General features: G+C 60.6%; 15 protein-coding genes. 2 read left to right on the plus strand and 13 right to left on the minus strand.

Translation table 11 applies throughout. The features are described 5' to 3' along the window. Window positions 1–5 precede the first annotated feature (5 nt). A complete protein-coding gene (locus tag AB7S84_RS01330; protein WP_020877640.1) occupies window positions 6–512 on the plus strand; it encodes an N-acetyltransferase in 507 nt (168 codons plus the stop codon). Here AB7S84_RS01330 and AB7S84_RS01335 read toward each other — a convergent pair. The 8 genes from AB7S84_RS01335 to AB7S84_RS01370 form a co-directional block, all read right to left on the minus strand. Next, window positions 503–1,564: a hypothetical protein gene (locus AB7S84_RS01335; RefSeq protein WP_020877639.1), complete on the minus strand. Its 1,062-nt coding sequence runs from the start codon at window positions 1,562–1,564 to the stop codon at window positions 503–505. The two genes, AB7S84_RS01330 and AB7S84_RS01335, sit on opposite strands and share 10 nt — an antisense overlap. A gap of 11 nt (window positions 1,565–1,575) precedes the next feature. Next, window positions 1,576–2,775: a phosphoglycerate kinase gene (locus tag AB7S84_RS01340; RefSeq protein ID WP_020877638.1), complete on the minus strand. Its 1,200-nt coding sequence runs from the start codon at window positions 2,773–2,775 to the stop codon at window positions 1,576–1,578. Beyond that, window positions 2,747–3,058 (minus strand): hypothetical protein, encoded by a 312-nt coding sequence (locus AB7S84_RS01345; protein ID WP_020877637.1) that lies wholly within the window; start codon window positions 3,056–3,058, stop codon window positions 2,747–2,749. The genes AB7S84_RS01340 and AB7S84_RS01345 overlap by 29 nt, the downstream gene beginning before the upstream one ends. A 184-nt stretch (window positions 3,059–3,242) precedes the next feature. Next, complete coding sequence (radC, locus tag AB7S84_RS01350; RefSeq protein WP_020877636.1) at window positions 3,243–3,965, minus strand: RadC family protein; 723 nt, start codon at window positions 3,963–3,965, stop codon at window positions 3,243–3,245. A 68-nt stretch (window positions 3,966–4,033) separates the two neighbouring features. Continuing rightward, window positions 4,034–5,065: an NAD(P)H-dependent glycerol-3-phosphate dehydrogenase gene (locus tag AB7S84_RS01355; protein WP_020877635.1), complete on the minus strand. Its 1,032-nt coding sequence runs from the start codon at window positions 5,063–5,065 to the stop codon at window positions 4,034–4,036. Continuing rightward, complete coding sequence (gene gyrA, locus AB7S84_RS01360; RefSeq protein ID WP_020877634.1) at window positions 5,055–7,556, minus strand: DNA gyrase subunit A; 2,502 nt, start codon at window positions 7,554–7,556, stop codon at window positions 5,055–5,057. Before gyrA ends, AB7S84_RS01355 begins: the two co-directional genes overlap by 11 nt. 472 nt (window positions 7,557–8,028) lie before the next feature. Beyond that, entirely contained in the window at window positions 8,029–8,190 is a 162-nt protein-coding gene (locus AB7S84_RS01365) for a hypothetical protein (RefSeq protein WP_020877633.1), read from the minus strand. Between the two features lie 157 nt (window positions 8,191–8,347). Beyond that, complete coding sequence (locus AB7S84_RS01370) at window positions 8,348–9,637, minus strand: thiolase family protein (protein WP_020877632.1); 1,290 nt, start codon at window positions 9,635–9,637, stop codon at window positions 8,348–8,350. A 93-nt stretch (window positions 9,638–9,730) separates the two neighbouring features. On the opposite strand from AB7S84_RS01370, the gene AB7S84_RS01375 reads away from it, so the two are divergent. Next, window positions 9,731–10,525 (plus strand): NRDE family protein, encoded by a 795-nt coding sequence (locus AB7S84_RS01375; RefSeq protein WP_020877631.1) that lies wholly within the window; start codon window positions 9,731–9,733, stop codon window positions 10,523–10,525. Here the strand turns inward: AB7S84_RS01375 and waaC are convergent. From waaC to lptF, 5 genes are read right to left on the minus strand one after another with little or no spacing between them, the layout of a single operon-like run. Further along, on the minus strand, window positions 10,509–11,579 hold the full coding sequence (waaC, locus tag AB7S84_RS01380) for a lipopolysaccharide heptosyltransferase I (RefSeq protein WP_020877630.1): 1,071 nt from the start codon (window positions 11,577–11,579) through the stop codon (window positions 10,509–10,511). The genes AB7S84_RS01375 and waaC overlap by 17 nt on opposite strands. Further along, window positions 11,576–12,658, minus strand: a complete 1,083-nt coding sequence (gene waaF / locus AB7S84_RS01385; protein WP_428152776.1) for a lipopolysaccharide heptosyltransferase II — start codon at window positions 12,656–12,658, stop codon at window positions 11,576–11,578. Before waaF ends, waaC begins: the two co-directional genes overlap by 4 nt. A 37-nt stretch (window positions 12,659–12,695) precedes the next feature. Continuing rightward, the gene (gene lpxK / locus AB7S84_RS01390) at window positions 12,696–13,862 is read right to left on the minus strand and encodes a tetraacyldisaccharide 4'-kinase (RefSeq protein WP_428152777.1); all 1,167 of its coding nucleotides are present in this window, start codon (window positions 13,860–13,862) and stop codon (window positions 12,696–12,698) included. Then, on the minus strand, window positions 13,859–15,154 hold the full coding sequence (locus AB7S84_RS01395; protein WP_428152778.1) for a 3-deoxy-D-manno-octulosonic acid transferase: 1,296 nt from the start codon (window positions 15,152–15,154) through the stop codon (window positions 13,859–13,861). Before AB7S84_RS01395 ends, lpxK begins: the two co-directional genes overlap by 4 nt. Next, the gene (lptF, locus tag AB7S84_RS01400) at window positions 15,151–16,314 is read right to left on the minus strand and encodes an LPS export ABC transporter permease LptF (RefSeq protein ID WP_428152779.1); all 1,164 of its coding nucleotides are present in this window, start codon (window positions 16,312–16,314) and stop codon (window positions 15,151–15,153) included. Before lptF ends, AB7S84_RS01395 begins: the two co-directional genes overlap by 4 nt. Window positions 16,315–16,787 lie beyond the last annotated feature (473 nt).

A 16,787-nucleotide genomic window follows, 5' to 3' on the forward strand; every position in this document is an offset into this window, starting at 1 on the left:
CGAAAATGATCATCAGAAAAGCCGTCATCAATGATGTCCCCCGGATCCACCGCCTGCTTCAGTATTACGGCCTGAAGGGGGAACTGTTGCCGCGTCCCCTCAGCCGGCTTTACGATCATCTTCGGGATTTCTGGGTGTGCGAGGATGACGAAGGCGGCGCCGGCATTGTCGGGTGTTGCGCACTGCAGTTTTGCTGGGCAGACCTGGCGGAGATCCGGTCGCTGGCGGTCCTGCCCGAGTTCGGAGGGCGGAAGATCGGGACGCGACTGACTGAGAAGGCCCTTGACGAAGCCCGGCGTTACCGCATCCGGCGTGTATTCACCCTGACCTATCGGCCGGGGTTCTTCAGGCGGCTCGGGTTCGTACCCATTGACCGTGCGGCGTTGCCCCTCAAAATCTGGAGCGATTGCATCACCTGTGTCCAATTTCCCAACTGCGATGAAAACGCCATGATTCTGGCGCTTGGGAACGACACCCCGGACAGCGCCGAAGAAAGCAGCGATCAGGAATAAATGATGTTGAGCGGCAGCGGCGGGTACTGGCGAACCCCAGGCTTGGGAAGAACCTGCTGGGCGTCAACGCTGAGCCAGTTCAGGTCGGGCTTGATCTCCCGGAGTTTGCCGTCCTCCGGCGGTCGTGCGGGATTGTTGTAGGCATAGGAGGCCTGGAAAATGCAGATGCCGCCGCCGCCCTCCCTGGCCGTGACATAATGTTTTTTGAAAGAGCGGATATTGATGTTTCGGGTTTCGGATATCTGTCGGATTTCTTCTTCAGAGAACTTCATCAGCACCGTTTTGGAGACCCCCCGCTCGGAAAAACGCATCAGCGCCCGGGATTCGCTGCTCCCGGCGTAGATGGTGCTGATGCAGGGAATCCGGCGGAGATACTGGGCGGCCACGCACGCGGCGGTCCGCCGTCCGCCGACCATGACCGGCAGCCCGTAGTATTCGAAAAATTTTTTCTGGATGTCCTCGGCGTACTTGTCCCCTTTTTCATAGAGATCCTTGGATATGTAGCGGAGGTGTTGGGCGAGGTTTTCGGCCGCATCGGCGATGGGCCAGTCGATGCGGACGTGGAAATGAGAAAGAAGATACCGGTTTTTGGATCGGCTTGCGGGGTCCCGCTGGATCAAAAGCGCGTAATCGACCGGGAGGAGAATCCTCAGAAAATCAGTGAAACGGGCCGATTCCAGGTATTTGTGATATCGATCGAACTCACCGCTCAGGGGAAGGGCTTTCGTCCGGAGGAGATTCCCTTTGGTGGTCTTGTTGGCATCGAAAAATCGGATATACTTCTTGAGAATGTCGGGTATGGTGTCTTCCACGAAGATGACGAGAAAGGCGTTCTGGCATTTGTATTCCACGTCAGGGAGGATGGCGCGGGGCTTGAGTTCCCGCTTTTCCACGAATGGGTATGCCTCTCCCTGATCGCAGAAATTCCGGTAGGATTCGATGAGCCCGTATTCGATCATGTACTGATCCATCTCATCCCGCAGCAGTTCGTAATACGACCGACGCAGCCGGTTCTCCTGACTCAGTTCCTCCCGGACGCTCCAGAATGCCAAAAGCCGCCCTCCTATGCCGCGGGGTTGGTGTCGACCGCCTCCAGAGCCTGGATCGCCGGCAGGGGATTCCCCTCCAGGAGTGTGAGAAACGCTCCTCCCCCGGTGGAGATATAGCCGATTCGATCGGTGACGTCGGCTTGGTGGACGGCGGCGTTCGTGTCGCCGCCCCCCACGATGGTCAGGGCGTCCAGGCCGGCGATGCATTCGGCGATGGCCGTGGTGCCCCGGCTGAAGGGTGCCATCTCGAAGGCGCCCATGGGTCCGTTCCAGACCACGGTGCCGGCATCCGCGAGGGCTTCGGCATAACGGCGGGCGGTCTCGGGACCGATGTCCAGGGCCATCCATCCCGACGGAATTTCTCCGGCCGGCACGATCCGGGTCTCGGCTCCGGGGTCGAAGCGGTCCCCTGCAATCACGTCCACCGGCAGAAAGAGCCCGATGCCCTTTTGGGCGCAGGTCGCCTTCAGGGTTCCCGCGGCCGCTACCATGTCGTCCTCAACCAGAGAGGCGCCCACATCGACGCCTGAGTGTTTCAGAAACGTGTTGGCCATGGCCCCGCCGATGATGATCCGATCCACCTTTTCGAGCATTCGTTCGAGGGCTGCGAGCTTGCTGGACACTTTCGCGCCGCCCACCACGGCCACCAGCGGGCGTCGTGGATTGTTCATGGCCTTGCCGAAATACTCGAGCTCTTTCTGCAGGAGAAAGCCGGCAACGGAAATCGGCGCAAACCGTGTAACGGCCGCAACCGATGCATGGGCACGGTGGCAGACGGCAAAGGCGTCGTTGACGTAGACGTCGCACAGGGCGGCGAGGGCCTCGGCAAAGACCGGATCGTTTTTCTGCTCGCCCTCGTGATAGCGGAGGTTTTCCAACAGCACGACATCACCGTCGGCCATGCCGTCGACAGCGGCGGCGGCGCCGGGTCCGATGCAGTCCTCGGCCAGGCGGACCCTCCGTTCGAGCAGTAACGTCAGCCGTTCGGCCACCGGAGCAAGGCTGAATTCCGGTACCCGACGTCCTTTGGGCCGCCCCAGATGGGAGGCGACAATCAACCGGGCACCGTGCTCCACGACATATCGAAGCGTCGGCAGAGCGCCCTGGATGCGCGCATCGTCCGTGATCCGGCCTTCCTTGTTCAAAGGGACGTTGAAGTCCACCCGGACGAGTACGCGTTTGCCGTCAAGATCGATCGATTGAATGGTTTTCACGATCCTCTCCTTTGTTGGATGTGCTCTGTTTCATTCGGCGATGAATCGCCTTCTTTCTCGACCAGCGTTCGAAGAAGCCCATGGTGCCCGATGCGTAGGCCCGATCGATCTTTTCGTCGCGGACCGTCATTCCCCGGGCGCCTTTGAGAGCATTTCTAAGGCATTCGGTCTTGTGGGGGCAGGCCAGACAGGCATCCGGTGATGCCCGAAGACCGTCCTGCGCCATGGGGAAGACGGTGTCGAGGTCTCCGTAGCAGGATGGGCGTTCCGTTGATATTTTCATGATGATCTGCCTCCGACGTCGCGGCGTTTAGGAATCGGCGGTTCTCTGAAAAATTCGGTGATTGCCCCGGGTCGATCTCCTGTCGTCGGGGCCAGCCCCGATTACGCCGAATTAATTGGAACTTTCATGCCTGAATCCCGAACGTTTCGTGAATCCTTCCGGAGGTTGACTTCCGGCGGATCCATCAGGCGCCATATCGCTCGAATTCCCGATTCATGTCCGCGATGTAGCCCTCGTCGGCGAAGCTGAAGTAGCGGTTGTCGCCGATGACGAGGTGCTCGTGAACCGTGATGCCCACCACCTTGCAGGCGAACAGGAGCTGCCGGGTAATGGCCACGTCCTCGGGGGACGGCTTGGGGTCCCCGGAAGGATGGTTGTGGGCGAAAATCAGCGCCGCGGCGCGGTGCGTCAAGGCCTGTTGCACGACCTCGCGGGGGTAGACGGCGCCCGAGGTAAGAGTGCCCTCGAAAAGAGTCTCCGCAGCCAGGATCTGGTTTCGGACGTCCAGATAGATGACCTTGAACCGTTCGCGGTGCTTGTCTTTCATGTTGTAGTAAAGATAGTCGAACACCTCCCGGGCGTTTCGGATCGGGTCTTTCCCAAGCATCCTTTCCTTGAGGAAACGATCGGCCACCTCCTTGATGAGGCGGATGCCGAAGATGTTGACGGGGCCGAGGCCGTCGATTTCGCAGAGTTCACCGGGGGATGCTTCCAGGACCCCCTGGAGGGTCTTGAATCGTTTCAGGGCGGCCTTGGCGATCTCCTTGCAATCCCGTCGCGGGGTGGCCAGGGTCAGGAGCAGTTCGATGACCTCGTAATCGTGAAACCCTGAAAGCCCCGAATTGAGAAAGCGTTCCCGCAGACGCCTTCTGTGGCCGTCGCCCTTGTGCGTCTTCCGTTCAGCCATGACGCCTTTCCCGGCCGGTTTCGTCGGGTCGGATCCGGCAGGCGCGGATACCCGCCGGCATGGGGCGCTCAGGATTCATCCAGCTCATCTCTGAGGTCCCGGGTCATGAGGCGATGGAGGGCCTCCTTCGGCGGCACGTTTTCGTATAGGATGTGGTAGATTTCATGGCATATCGGCATCTCCACCCCCAGCTTTCGTGAAAGGTTGTAGACCGATTTCGCGGTCTTGACCCCTTCGGCCACCATCCGCATTTCAGCGAGGATTTCCGTCAGTTTCATACCCTGCCCGATTTTTTTTCCCACCGTGTGGTTTCGGCTCAGATCTCCGGTGCAGGTCAGCACCAGGTCGCCGATGCCCGCCGTTCCGGTGAAAGTTCTCGGGTTGGCGCCCATCTTGACGCCCAGGCGGCGCATCTCCGTGAGCCCCCGGGTGATGAGGGCCGCTCGCGTGTTGAGGCCCAGCTCCAGCCCGTCGAGAATGCCCGCGGCGATGGCGATGACGTTCTTGACGGATCCGCCCAACTCTACGCCGATGAGGTCTTCATTGGTGTAGACCCGGAAAACGGGGGTTGCGAAGACCTGCTGGACAAAGGCGGCCACGGCCTTGTCCTTGGCTGCCACTGTCACCACCGTAGGGAGGCCCATAGCCACCTCCCGTGCGAAACTGGGTCCGGAGAGAGCGGCGAGATGGGATTCGGGAATACGGTTCAATGTTTCCCTGAGGATGCCAGACATGGTCAGGTGCGTCAGATTTTCGATGCCTTTGGATGCCGATACCACGACGCTTTTCTCGGAGACGATGTCGGCGATCTTGAGGGATACTTCCCGCATCACGTGGGATGGGACCACGATCAGGATGAGGTCCTTATCGGATGCGACAGCCGATAGATCATTGGAGGGGAAGAGATTCTCCGACAGCGGGATGCCGGGCAGAAAGAGCGTGTTTTCCCGCTCCCGGATAATGGCGTCTTTCACCTCCGACTCGAACACCCAGAAATCGACGGGATATCCCTTGGTTCCCAGAAGGTTGGCCAGGGCGGTTCCCCAGGAGCCGCCGCCGATCACGCCGATTTTTGCTTCATGAACGTCTTTAATCCTCATCGCTGTCGATTTCCCCCTCTTCTTCCGCATCGTCCGAAGACGGTGTCTCGGCGTCTTCTTGTTCGGCGAGCCGGGCTGCCCCGATAACCCGCTCTTCGATGTCCAGATCCATCAGTTTTACACCCTGGGTGTTTCGGCTGATGACGGAGATGCCGGAGACGGGCATGCGAATCAGCTTGCCGCTGTCGGTCATGAGCATGAGTTCGTCCTCTTCCGCCACCAGAAGAATGGCGATGACCTGTCCGTTCCGTTTGCTGGTCTTGATGGTGATAACCCCCTTTCCACCCCTTCGCTGGATCGGATATTCGTCGATGAGGGTCCGTTTGCCGTAGCCGTTCTCCGTTGCGGTGAAGAGCGTCTGGCCGTGACTCAGCACCTCCATGCCGACGAGGATATCGTCGGCGGCGAGGGTCATGCCCCGGACACCCCTGGCCGTGCGGCCCGTGGGGCGGATTTCCGATTCATGGAAGCGGATCGACTTTCCGGATGCAGACCCCAGAAAGACGTTGTTGGTGCCGTCGGTGATTCGGGTTCCGATCAGTTCGTCTCCGGGCGCAAGGGCCAGCGCGATGATGCCGCCGGCTCTGGGCCGACTGAAGGCCATGATATCGGTCTTCTTGATGACGGCCTGGCGGGTCGCCATCATGATGTAGGATCCCGGCTGGAATTCAGGTACGGCGAGCACGGTGGTCAGCTTTTCACCGGCCTCGAAATTGAGAAGGTTCACGATAGCCCTTCCCTTGCTGGCGCGGCCGGCCTGGGGGATTTCATAGACCTTGCACCAGTAGACCTTTCCCTGGTTGGTGAAGAAGAGGAAAGTGTGGTGGGTGGAGGCGACGAAAAGATGCTCGACGAAGTCTTCCTCCCGCGTCCCCATGGCGGTCTTGCCCTTGCCCCCCCGGCGCTGGCTTTGATAGAGGGTGATGGGGTTCCGTTTGATATATCCGGCCTTGGAGATGGTCACCACCATGTCTTCTTCGGCGATCATATCCTCCATTGTCAGCTCCCGGACGGCCTCGATGATCTCCGTGCGGCGGGCGTCGCCGAAGTTTTCCTGAACCTCGGCGAGCTCGTTTTTGATGATGTCGAGGACGATACGCTCGCTGGCGAGGATTTCCTTGAACCAGTTGATGTCCTTGAGAATTTGAGCGTACTCCTCGAGGATCTTCTCCTGTTCGAGTCCGGTCAGCCGCTGGAGCCGCATATCGAGGATGGCCTGTGCCTGGAGAGCGCTGAGACCGAAGCTCTCCATGAGGCGATCCTTGGCTTCCCTGGCCGTGTTCGATGCGCGGATCAGGGCCACCACGTCGTCCAGGTTCTCGAGGGCGATCTTGAGGCCTTCCAGGATATGGGCCCGTTCCTCCGCTTTCCGGAGGTCGTAACGGGTCCGCCGGACAATGACCTCCTTGCGGTGGAGGATGAACTGCTCCAGCAGCTCTTTCAGGGTGAAGAGGCGGGGCCGGTTGCCCGCAACCGCCAGAAAGATGATGCCGAAGCTCGATTCCATCTGGGTGTGCTTGTAAAGCTGGTTGATGATGATTTCGGGGACCTGATCCCGCTTGAGCCCTATGGCGATACGCATACCATCGCGGTCCGATTCGTCACGGACGTACCGGATTCCCTCGATCTGTTTGAGCTTTATCAGTTCGGCGATTTTTTCGATCAGCCGGGCCTTGTTGACCTGGTAAGGGATCTCGGAGACCACGATGGTCTGATGGCCGCTCTGCCGTTCCTCCTCCACCGTCACCCTCGCCCGCATGCGGATGATGCCCCTGCCTGTACGGTAGGCCTCCCGGATGCCCTGGGTCCCGTATATGAATCCGGCCGTCGGAAAATCGGGCCCGGGAATATGCCGCATCAGTTCGTCGCAGGTGATGTCGGGGGCGTCGATGAGTGCCGTGAGGGCGCTTGTGACCTCCGTGAGGTTGTGGGGCGGTATGTTGGTGGCCATGCCCACGGCGATTCCCGAGGAGCCGTTGATGAGGAGACACGGGATGCGGGTCGGCAGCACCGACGGTTCGGTGAGCGATTCGTCGTAGTTGGGTGCGTAGTCGACCGTATCCTTTTCCAGGTCCGTCAGCATCTCATGGGCGATTTTGGCCATGCGGATCTCCGTGTATCGCATGGCGGCGGCGCTGTCGCCGTCAATGGAGCCGAAATTGCCCTGACCGTCAACGAGAGGGTAACGGAGAGAGAAATCCTGGGTCATACGCACGATGGTGTCGTAAACAGCCGTATCGCCGTGAGGGTGGTATTTACCGATGACGTCGCCGACGATGCGGGCGGACTTTTTGTAGGGTTTGTTCCAGTCGTTGTTCAGATCGTTCATGGCGAACAACACGCGACGGTGAACCGGCTTGAGGCCGTCCCGAACGTCCGGCAACGCTCGACCGATGATGACGCTCATGGCATAGTCCAGATAGGACTGCTTCATTTCGGCTTCGATGCTGATTTCGGGCATATTTTCAGTGGTTTCCCCAGTGAGTTCCATAGATGTCCTGCTAATGGATGTCCTGACGGATAGATGTCCTGCGAGACGTCCTCAATCCTCTTGAAACGACGCACGCCCTACCATGGTCGGGCGACTGATCCTTTCACTGCATTCAAGCGGCAGTGAAATGCATTGTTCAAAAGGTTTCGTCGTTCCCGGCGACACTGTTCTCCGGTCGACATCTCTAAAGTCGAAAGGTTGAGTTGAACAATCGAAATATGTGATTATATGATCAATCGATCATGGGTTCAAGGATTATTTGCAGGGAAAGTACAGCGGGTGGCGGCAGGACCGACGGGGCGGAGACAAGCCCTGAAACCGCCGAAAGGGGGAAAAGTCCCCCATGACGGTCCTGAAACAGGCGGATGATCCGCTGATCGCTCGCCGAGAATGCGGTGGTGGAAAACCCCTGGCGTTGTACTGACGGATGTCCCGGATTCGAGTGGTCTGGGATTGGGTCGCCGTCCGCCGATCAGTTTTTGCTGAGAAATGCGCCTGCGGTCAGCAGCAGGATCGCCTCGTAGATGATCACCGGTGTGAAGCTGTGGCCGAAAACGGCAAAAAGAATTCCCCCGCCGATGATGGCCGGGACGCCGCAAAAAACCAAAATCCCCATCTTCCTGCTGATGCTCATGTCAATCTCCTCTAAATCGATTTTCGCTGCTCCAACGGGTTTTTAATGGGTAAGAACCCCAATAGATCACCGAGAGTATTAGCAACAACAGGTGATGAAGTAAAGCGAAAAAAGGCCGGCCGCCCCACCCATCACCTGTTCCCGATTCAATCGACGCCTATACGCGCTCGACGATCATGGCCATTCCCATGCCGCCCCCGATGCACATGGAGATCAGGCCGGTTTCCAGGTTTTCCCGGCGCATGTGATGGATGCAGGTCACCATCTGACGGGCGCCGGTGCAGCCGATGGGATGGCCGATGGAGATGCCGCTGCCCAACTGGTTGGGTTTTTCGACGGGGATGTCGAGTTCCCGCATGCATCCGATGGCCTGAGCCGCAAACGCCTCGTTCAACTCGATCATCTGGATGTCGTTCAGGGTCATGCCGGTGGTTTTCAGCACCTTTCGAATCGCCGGCACCGGCCCCAGGCCCATGTATGCCGGATCCACGCCGCCGCCGGCGAAGGCCTTGATCCTGACGATGGGCTGAAGTCCGAGGGCTTTGGCCTTTTCGGGGGTCATCATGAGCACCGCGGCGGCGGCGTCGTTGATCCCGGAGGCGTTTCCGGCGGTGACGGAGCCGTCTTTCTTGAAGGCCGGCTTCAGTCTGGCCATCTTCTCGAGGGAGGTGTCCATGGGGCGTTCGTCCGTGTCGAAAACCACGTCGCCCTTGCGGCTCTTGATGACCACGGGCACGATCTCTTCCTTGAAAAGGCCGTCGGTGATGGCCTTGCGGGCCCGATTATGGCTCAGTACGCCGAGTTCGTCCTGCTCCTCACGGCTGATGCCGTAAAGTTTGACGATGTTTTCGGCGGTCATGCCCATGTGATATCCGTAAAAGATTTCATAGAGTCCGTCGAAAACCACCAGGTCCGTGACCTCTCCCGCGCCGGTCAGTTCCATACGATAGCCCCACCGGGCTTTGGGCAGAGCCATGGGAGCCATGCTCATGTTTTCCTGACCGCCGGCCAGCACGACTTCCGCCTGACCGGACATGATGGCCGATGCACCGACGGCGATGGCCTTGAGCCCGGAACCGCAGACCTTGTTCAAACTCATGGCCGGCGTCTCCTTGCAGATGCCGGCCCGGATCATGGCCTGACGGGCGGGATTCTGACCCTGGCCGGCTTGCAGGACGTTTCCCATGATGACCTCGTCGATGACTATCGGCGTGGCGCCGTCGTCCCAGTCCGCAGCCTGTTTTTCAAGGTCAACGGGCCCCTGGTCCTTCAGTTTCTCCGGAACGCCCGCTCTCATGTCGTCGCTCAGCACGGGCTTGAGATTCGCCTTTTTCAGGACGTCTTTCATGACCAGTGCTCCCATATCCACCACCGAAACGGTTTTGAGCGATCCTCCGAAACTGCCTACAGCGGTCCGCGAGCCGCTGACGATAACGACTTCGTTCATGTGCACTACTCCCTTGTTGGATGTAAATAAGGACTTAACAAACAAAAAATCTTTTAGTAACATAATTCAAAACTGAAGGTCAATGGTGATGCTATGTGTTTGATTCTTTTTTCATATGCGGACCACCCGGACTACCGTCTGATCCTGGGTGCCAATCGGGATGAGTTCCATGAGCGCCCCACGGCACCCCTGGGATATTGGGAGAGTGGTGCCGCAGGTCCCGTCTCCGCCTCGGTGCTGGCCGGCCGGGATCTGCGGGGGGGCGGAACGTGGATGGGGGTGACCCGTGCCGGTCGGTTCGCGGCCCTTACCAATTTCAGGGATCCTTCGGCCAATCGTAACGGGGCGCCGTCCCGGGGCGTCCTTGTGAAGGACTTTCTGACGGGTCATGAACCCCCTCTGCCCTACCTCACGCGCATCATGCGGAATGGGGCGTCCTACAACGGATTCAACCTTCTGGTCGGGGATCGGCGGGATCTCTTCTGCTATTCAAGCCGGCGGGGCGAGATCCAGGTCGTGACGCCGGGCATCCACGGCCTCAGCAATCGGTTTCTGGATTCACCCTGGCCCAAGGTCGATCGGGGGAAGGCCGCAATGGCGCAGGTCTGTTCCAACGGGCGGATCACGTCGGAAGCGGTTTTGAGGATCCTCGAAGACCGGCGCCGTCCTTCCGACGACCTTCTGCCGGAGACGGGTGTCGGGCTTGAATGGGAGCGGATCCTTTCTTCCATGTTTATCGTCTCCCCCACATACGGCACCCGATCCTCGTCTGCGTTGCTCGTCGGCAACGGCGGCGAGATCCGTTTTGTGGAGCGGACCTTCATTCCCGACGGCGATGAATCCCGGGCAGTGATGACCCGCCGGTTCAGGTTCACAATCGACGAATAGGTTTCATCCCGGGTCGGGTCACGGCCTTCAGGACGGCATCCACGTCCAGGCCGGTCATGCAGAGGTGATCCCCCCGGGGGCAGGAGCGTTTGAAGCACGGGCTGCAGGAAGGCCCCAGCCGAACCACCGCATGCCCTGGACCGAAGGGGCCGGTCCGCCACGGGGCTGTGGGGCCGAAGATGGCGACAACGGGGGTTTCCACCGCCGCCGACAAATGCATGGGGCCCGTATCCGTTGAAATCACCATTCGGGCCCGCCGGTAAAGGGCGGCCAGGGTCCGCAAAGTGGTCTGTCCCGTCAGGTCGCCTGCCTTCCGGCGCATTCGGGACAGGATATCCGCTACTGTCGGCCGGTCGTCGGGACCCCCGGTGAAAACGATGTCGACGCCGTGGTCGTGAATGAGGCGGTCGGCCAGAGCCGCGAACCGGTGGTTGGGCCACAGCTTGGTCTTCCACTGGGCCACGGGATTGACCGCCACCAGGGGCCGATCCCCGGCGATGCCCGCCTGCTTCAGCAAAGCCGCCGCCGCCTCGTGATCCACTGCATCCATAGGGAGCCGATAGACGATCCGGGAAGCGGGAACACCCAGCGCCCGGAGGAGCATCAGATTCCGCGAGAGGGCGTGGTGCTCCATGGAGACGCTTGGGATACGTCGATTGAGAAAGAGGTAGCTCATCTCCATGTGCTGCATGCCCGGACCGAAGCCGACCTTGACGCCGCCTCGGGCCAGTGCCGTCACGGCCCCGCTTTTGAGGAGCTGCTGAAAGTCGATGACCAGATCGTATCGGGTATCTCTGAGATCGCGCAGGAAGCGGCCGATCTCACGAAGCGTCTCTTGTCGTCGATATCCCGATCGCAGCGCTTCCGCCCACCGTTTCCGACCGGAGACGATCACCCGATCGAGGGCCGGGTGTCCCTTGACGAGTGGAGCGGCGGCCTCCTCCGCCACCCAGGCGATGTGCGCGCCGGGATAGTGCGCGCGGAGAGCGTTTACGGCCGGCAGGGTGTGGATGACGTCGCCGATGGCGCTGAGTTTGACGATCAGAATCTTCACCCGCGACCGCCTTCCTCGTCAATGCCGAGAAACGGCACGGCCTCGCTCAAAACCCGTTCCACCGTCACCGCCTGCATGCATCCATGCCGCTCCAACCCGTCCGCGATGGGGCATTCGGGCATCATGCAGGGGCTGCACGGTACCGGCACCCGGACCATGCGGCTGCAGGGGCCCGACGGAGACGTCGTGGTCGGGTCGGTGGGGCCGAAAATCGCCACCAGCGGAATATCCAGGGCATCGGCAACGTGCATCAAACCGGAATCGTTGGTGATGAAAAAACGGCACCGTTCAATCAGGGCGACGGCCTCGCGCAGGGTGGTCCGACCGGCCAGATTGATGCAGCTCCCGCCGATGTCCCGCTGGATCCCGTCACCCAGGGCCGTCTCTCCCGGTCCGCCGAAAACGGCGATGGGCAGAGCGGGGTAATGCGCCGCGATGCGCCGGCCCAGTTCGACAAACCGTTCCCCCGGCCACCGCTTGGCGCCGCCGAAAGCCGCGCCGGGATTGAGGCCAATGATGCCGTCCGTACGGATTGCGCCGGCTTTTTTCAGGATTCGTGCGGCTCGGACCCGTTCGGCGGGCGACACCCAGAGGCTTGTCTCCCTCCCGAAGGTGCGGAGGCCGGCGCCTTCCAGCACGCCCAGGTAATAGTCGATCTGATGCCTTCGCTTGAGGCGGCGTGTCATGGGCACGGCATGGGTGAGCAGCAGCGTCCGTCCGTCGGTGGCATAACCGAGCCTCCGGGGTATTCCCGCGAGCCTTGCGATGAGGGCCGCTTCGAAGGCGTTCTGGACCAGAACCGCCAGATCGAAACCGACGGATCGAAGCTCTCCGCAGAGTCGAAGAATGCCCGGGAAACCTTCATGCCGTCCCCGGGCGTCGTAAGGGATGATCTGGTCGACGTCGGGGCTGTTCTCAAAAACGGGCGCCACCCACGGTTTGGCCAGAACATGGATCTCCGCCTGGGGAAAGTTGTGTCTCACCGCCCGGATCATGGGTGTGCTCATTACGGCGTCCCCCACCCAGTTGGCGGCGCGGATCAGAATGCGGCGGATGTCTTCGGGTGCGATGGTATTCATGGATGTGTCCTTCGGGTCCCGGCGTTGACGGCGCTGTTCAAGCCGGTGCTGAGGGGTTGACGGGCGGGGATTCCGGGATGCCTAAGCGGCTGCGGACAAACCGGCGGAAGGCCGGGTTCTCAGCCCCGAAATCCATCTCTATGCCGATGACGAAAAGATCGAGGGGCCATGTAAACCCTCGGTCCATCCGGGCGTAGTCCTTCTCCGTGGTGACGATGCCTCCGGCTCCGGACGAGACGGCTGCGGCCGACAGATCCGTCAGGTCCGAGGGGGTGTAAGCATAATGGTCTGGAAAACCCGCCTGGCCCGTCACCTGAAATCCCAGGGACTGCGCGGTGAAAATAAAGGTTTCGTTTCGGGCGATGCCGGAAAAGGCGAAGACGGCAGGTCGCCGGTCGATCGCTTCGGGACGGACCGGACCGGGCTCGTCCGGAACCGGAGCTGAATACCGCACGATCTTGCGGACGAACGGCCGATGAACCGTCCGAAAGAGGGGGCATCCGAGGACCCCTCTTTCAATCTCCCGGGCGGCCGGAGAGACCCCCGGATCGCAGCGTGTCAGGATCACGGCATCGGCCCGCTTCAGGGCGGAAAGAGGCTCCCGGAGCGGTCCCCGGGGCAGTACACGGCCGTTGCCAAAAGGCGCCCGGGCGTCCAGAAGCAGGAGGTCAAGGTCCCGGGCAAGCCTGAGGTGCTGGAAGGCGTCGTCCAGAAGAAGGATCTTCGCGCCGAATCGACGAACGGCTGTCATGCCGGCTGCGTACCGATCTCGGCCCACGACCACCGGCACGCGTCGTTGGGCCGCCATGAGGGTTTCGGCCATCATGAAGGGTTCGTCCCCGGCCGTCGCGGCATCCATGAAAAGGGTTTCCCCGTCGCTGACAACGCCGCCTTCGGCTTCCGCCTTCCCCCGGTAGCCGCGGCTCACAATCACCGTGGGGATCCCGGCATCCGCAAACTCTCCGGCCAGCCGGAGGGTCATGGGTGTTTTTCCGGTTCCGCCCACGGTGATGTTGCCTATGGAGACCACCCGGCAAGGCAGCCGCCGCGATCGTCTTCGGTCGGCGGCATACCAGAGAGCCCGCCGGACCATCGCCGTTTCATAGAGACGGGCGACCGCCGACAGTCCGAGGGCCGGGAGCCCCGACGCCATGGGGCCGTCGTTTTCAATGGCGGCCAGAATCGCTCGACGAAGCGTGCTCATGCGGTTATGCCTTCCGTGATCAGTGCCGCCGTTCGGTCGACGGCCCCCCGGTTGACCAGTACGGTTTCGCGGGCCGCCTGGCCCATGTCGGCCCTGCGGGTCCGGTCCTCCAGGAGTGCCTGCAGGACCTCGGCAAGCCGCATTGGGTCCGGTATTTCCAGGGCGCCGCCCCCCGCGATCAGAAGATCGGCGATTTCCCTGAAATCGCTCATATAGGGGCCGAAGAGAACGGGCACGCCGACGGCCGCAGGCTCCAGCGGGTTGTGGCCGCCCCGGTTCACCAGGCTGCCCCCCACCACGGCCGCCTCGGCCAGGGCGTAAAGGCGCTTGAGGAGGCCGATTCGGTCGATCACCACAACGTCCAAGCGTTTATCGCCACCGTTTTCGAGCTGACTCAGGGTTTCGGTCTCGATTCCGGCTGAAGCGAAGATTCGCCGGACCCTCCCGGCCCGGTCGGGGTCCCGGGGGGCCGAGATCAGGCACAGGTCCGGATAAACGGCCTTCAGCCGTAGGAAAGCCGTCTTCAGTACCTGCTCCTCTCCGTCGTGGGTCGATCCGGCCACCACGATGCGCCTTTCCGGAGCGATCTTCAGGGCTCGTCGCATCCGTTGCCGTTCGGTTTCGGGGATGTCGGGGATGGGCTGATCGAACTTGATGTTTCCCGTCCGGATAATGCGCTCGGGCGATACCCCCAGCGCCGTCCATCGGAGACCGTCCTCCGCCGACGGCACCCCGATTTTCGTAAGGGCGCGGAACATCGGGCGGGTGAGGAACGACAGCCGCCGGTATCCCGCGCAGGAACGACTGGAGATCCGGGCGTTGACGAGAAACACCGGAACGGCGCGTCTGTGCATCTGTTCCAGGAAATTGGGCCAGAGATCCGTCTCGACGATCACCATGACATCCGGAGAGACCCGGCGGACCAGCCTGGAGACCGAAAAAGGGAGATCGTAGGGAAAAAAGAAAAGGGCCTGGACAATACCGTCCAGGAGGCGCCGGGCCGTTAAAAATCCTGTTCGGGTCGAGGCCGAGAAAAAGATGTCGTGGTCGGGGAATCGGTTTCGGAGGCCCATCGCCAGCGGGACGGCCGATGTCACCTCTCCCACGGAAAGCGCGTGGATCCAGATCCGCCTCCGGCCGGAACCGCTTTTTTCCGGTGTCGGCGGCAGTCCCCGCAACCCCAGGCGCTCCAGAGCGGTGGCCCGCCGCTTCCCGGAGCAAAGCGCCAGGGGCAGGACCAGCGGGAGTCCGCAAAAAGCCCCGAGGCCGAGAACGATATTATAGAGTATCATGCCTTTCGCAGCCATGCGAAGATTTGGGGGAGAAGGTCAATGTAGATGGGACGCCCCTTCACGGTTCTGGCCAGCAGGTACCCGCCGAACCCGCCGGTGACGATATTGGGGAGCCACATGCCGATAGCCGGCGGATAGGCGCCGGTTTCGCCGAAGACCATACCGGCGGAAAGCAGAAGATAATAACCCAGGAAGAGAAGGAAGCCCAGGGCGAACCCGAAGGATTTGCGGGCGGATTTGGACTGGACCCCCAAGGGAATTGCCAGAATGCCCAAGGCGAAGCAGGCGACGGGAATGGAAAACTTCTTGTGGAGTTCTATCAGGCATCGGTAGTAGCGGACATCTTTTGACGAGGCGGCTTGCAGATACGCCCACAATTCGGTGAGGTGCATTTCGCGCTCGTTTTTGGGTTCGTCGGAGATGTTCTCCATGGCCTGCTTGAGGTCGAGTTGGATGTCGTAGGTGTCGAAGTGAACGGTGTTGACGGATTTTTTCCGGAGATCCACCTGGTTGATGGTGCCGTTGTGGAGCCGCATGTGGAAGAGAAGATTGTCGGGATCGCTGCCCATTTTCCCCAGCGGAGCGACCACCGTGACTGCGGTGTCCGGGTTGCGTTCGTCCTGGATGAAGACGTCGATGAGTTCCTTTTTTTTCAGGTCGATCTCGTTGACGTAGAGCATGACGCCCTTGAAGGCGTTGTTGAAGGTCCGCTCCTTGAGGCCGATATCGACATTGGATTTGGCGATCTCGATGGTGAGCGTCTTCAGGGCGGTGCGGCTCCAGGGTTGTCCGTAGACGGTCATGAGGCCGGTGATAATCGATCCCGCCAGACAAAAGGCGAAGACGGCCGGCAGCAGCTGGTATATGCCGATGCCGCTTGATTTGAGGGCGATGATTTCGTTGTCTCCGGACATACGGAGAAAGGTCAGAAGGACGGCCATCATTACCGACATGGGAAGGATAAAGATGAGGAAATAGGGCATGGAGTAGGCGAGTATCCTCAGTACCGCCCACAGGCCCACCTTATAGTTGACGATCATATCGGTGATGTCGAGGATCTCGGTCAGAAGAAATACGAACATGAAAAACAGGACGTTGACGGCAAAGGGCGGGAACATCTCCTTCAGGACGTAACGGGTGATGAGGGCATTGTATTTCATAAAAGTGAAGATGTCTCCGCGGTTGGTGCGACATCGCGTGCGGCCGAGCCGGTATGCGTTCAGAAGATTTACTCGACGTTCGATGTTAATGGGGCGGTGGTGCCGGAAAGGCGGCCCACGCCCACGCAGTTGCATCAGGAGCTGAGGCGGATTGAAGTCGGGCGCTTGCGGGGCGTTTATCCCCTTCCAGCCGGCCTCAGCCGCTTTCCGGTAAACATCACCAAAAATCGAATATTGAAATTTACCTTAATGAGCTTCGTCGTCCAAGTCAATACCGCCGACGCCGTGGTGTGCATTCCGATCCCTCGTCTGCCGGCGGAACAGCTAATCCCGATCGGGCATGAGGGGTTTGCCGATGCCGAAAGCCTTGCCGATCTGCCGCCCCACTGTGTGGTAAAGACTCACTTCGGGGCTGAAGACCAGTGGACGGATTTTTTCGATGTCGGGCTTTCCGTCGGCGTTCAACGCCGATG

This window comes from Desulfococcus sp. (genome assembly GCF_050178255.1).
Classification (GTDB): Bacteria; Desulfobacterota; Desulfobacteria; order Desulfobacterales; family Desulfococcaceae; genus Desulfococcus; species Desulfococcus multivorans.

Bases quoted from the DNA above. Each gene is read 5' to 3' on its own strand.
- AB7S84_RS01330 (WP_020877640.1), top strand. From the start codon at position 6: ATGATCATCAGAAAAGCCGTCATCAATGATGTCCCCCGGATCCACCGC.
- AB7S84_RS01345 (WP_020877637.1), bottom strand. From the start codon at position 3,058: ATGAAAATATCAACGGAACGCCCATCCTGCTACGGAGACCTCGACACC.
- radC (WP_020877636.1), bottom strand. From the start codon at position 3,965: ATGGCTGAACGGAAGACGCACAAGGGCGACGGCCACAGAAGGCGTCTG.
- AB7S84_RS01355 (WP_020877635.1), bottom strand. From the start codon at position 5,065: ATGAGGATTAAAGACGTTCATGAAGCAAAAATCGGCGTGATCGGCGGC.
- gyrA (WP_020877634.1), bottom strand. From the start codon at position 7,556: ATGGAACTCACTGGGGAAACCACTGAAAATATGCCCGAAATCAGCATC.
- AB7S84_RS01365 (WP_020877633.1), bottom strand. From the start codon at position 8,190: ATGAGCATCAGCAGGAAGATGGGGATTTTGGTTTTTTGCGGCGTCCCG.
- AB7S84_RS01370 (WP_020877632.1), bottom strand. From the start codon at position 9,637: ATGAACGAAGTCGTTATCGTCAGCGGCTCGCGGACCGCTGTAGGCAGT.
- AB7S84_RS01375 (WP_020877631.1), top strand. From the start codon at position 9,731: ATGTGTTTGATTCTTTTTTCATATGCGGACCACCCGGACTACCGTCTG.
- waaF (WP_428152776.1), bottom strand. From the start codon at position 12,658: ATGAATACCATCGCACCCGAAGACATCCGCCGCATTCTGATCCGCGCC.
- lpxK (WP_428152777.1), bottom strand. From the start codon at position 13,862: ATGAGCACGCTTCGTCGAGCGATTCTGGCCGCCATTGAAAACGACGGC.
- AB7S84_RS01395 (WP_428152778.1), bottom strand. From the start codon at position 15,154: ATGATACTCTATAATATCGTTCTCGGCCTCGGGGCTTTTTGCGGACTC.
- lptF (WP_428152779.1), bottom strand. From the start codon at position 16,314: ATGAAATACAATGCCCTCATCACCCGTTACGTCCTGAAGGAGATGTTC.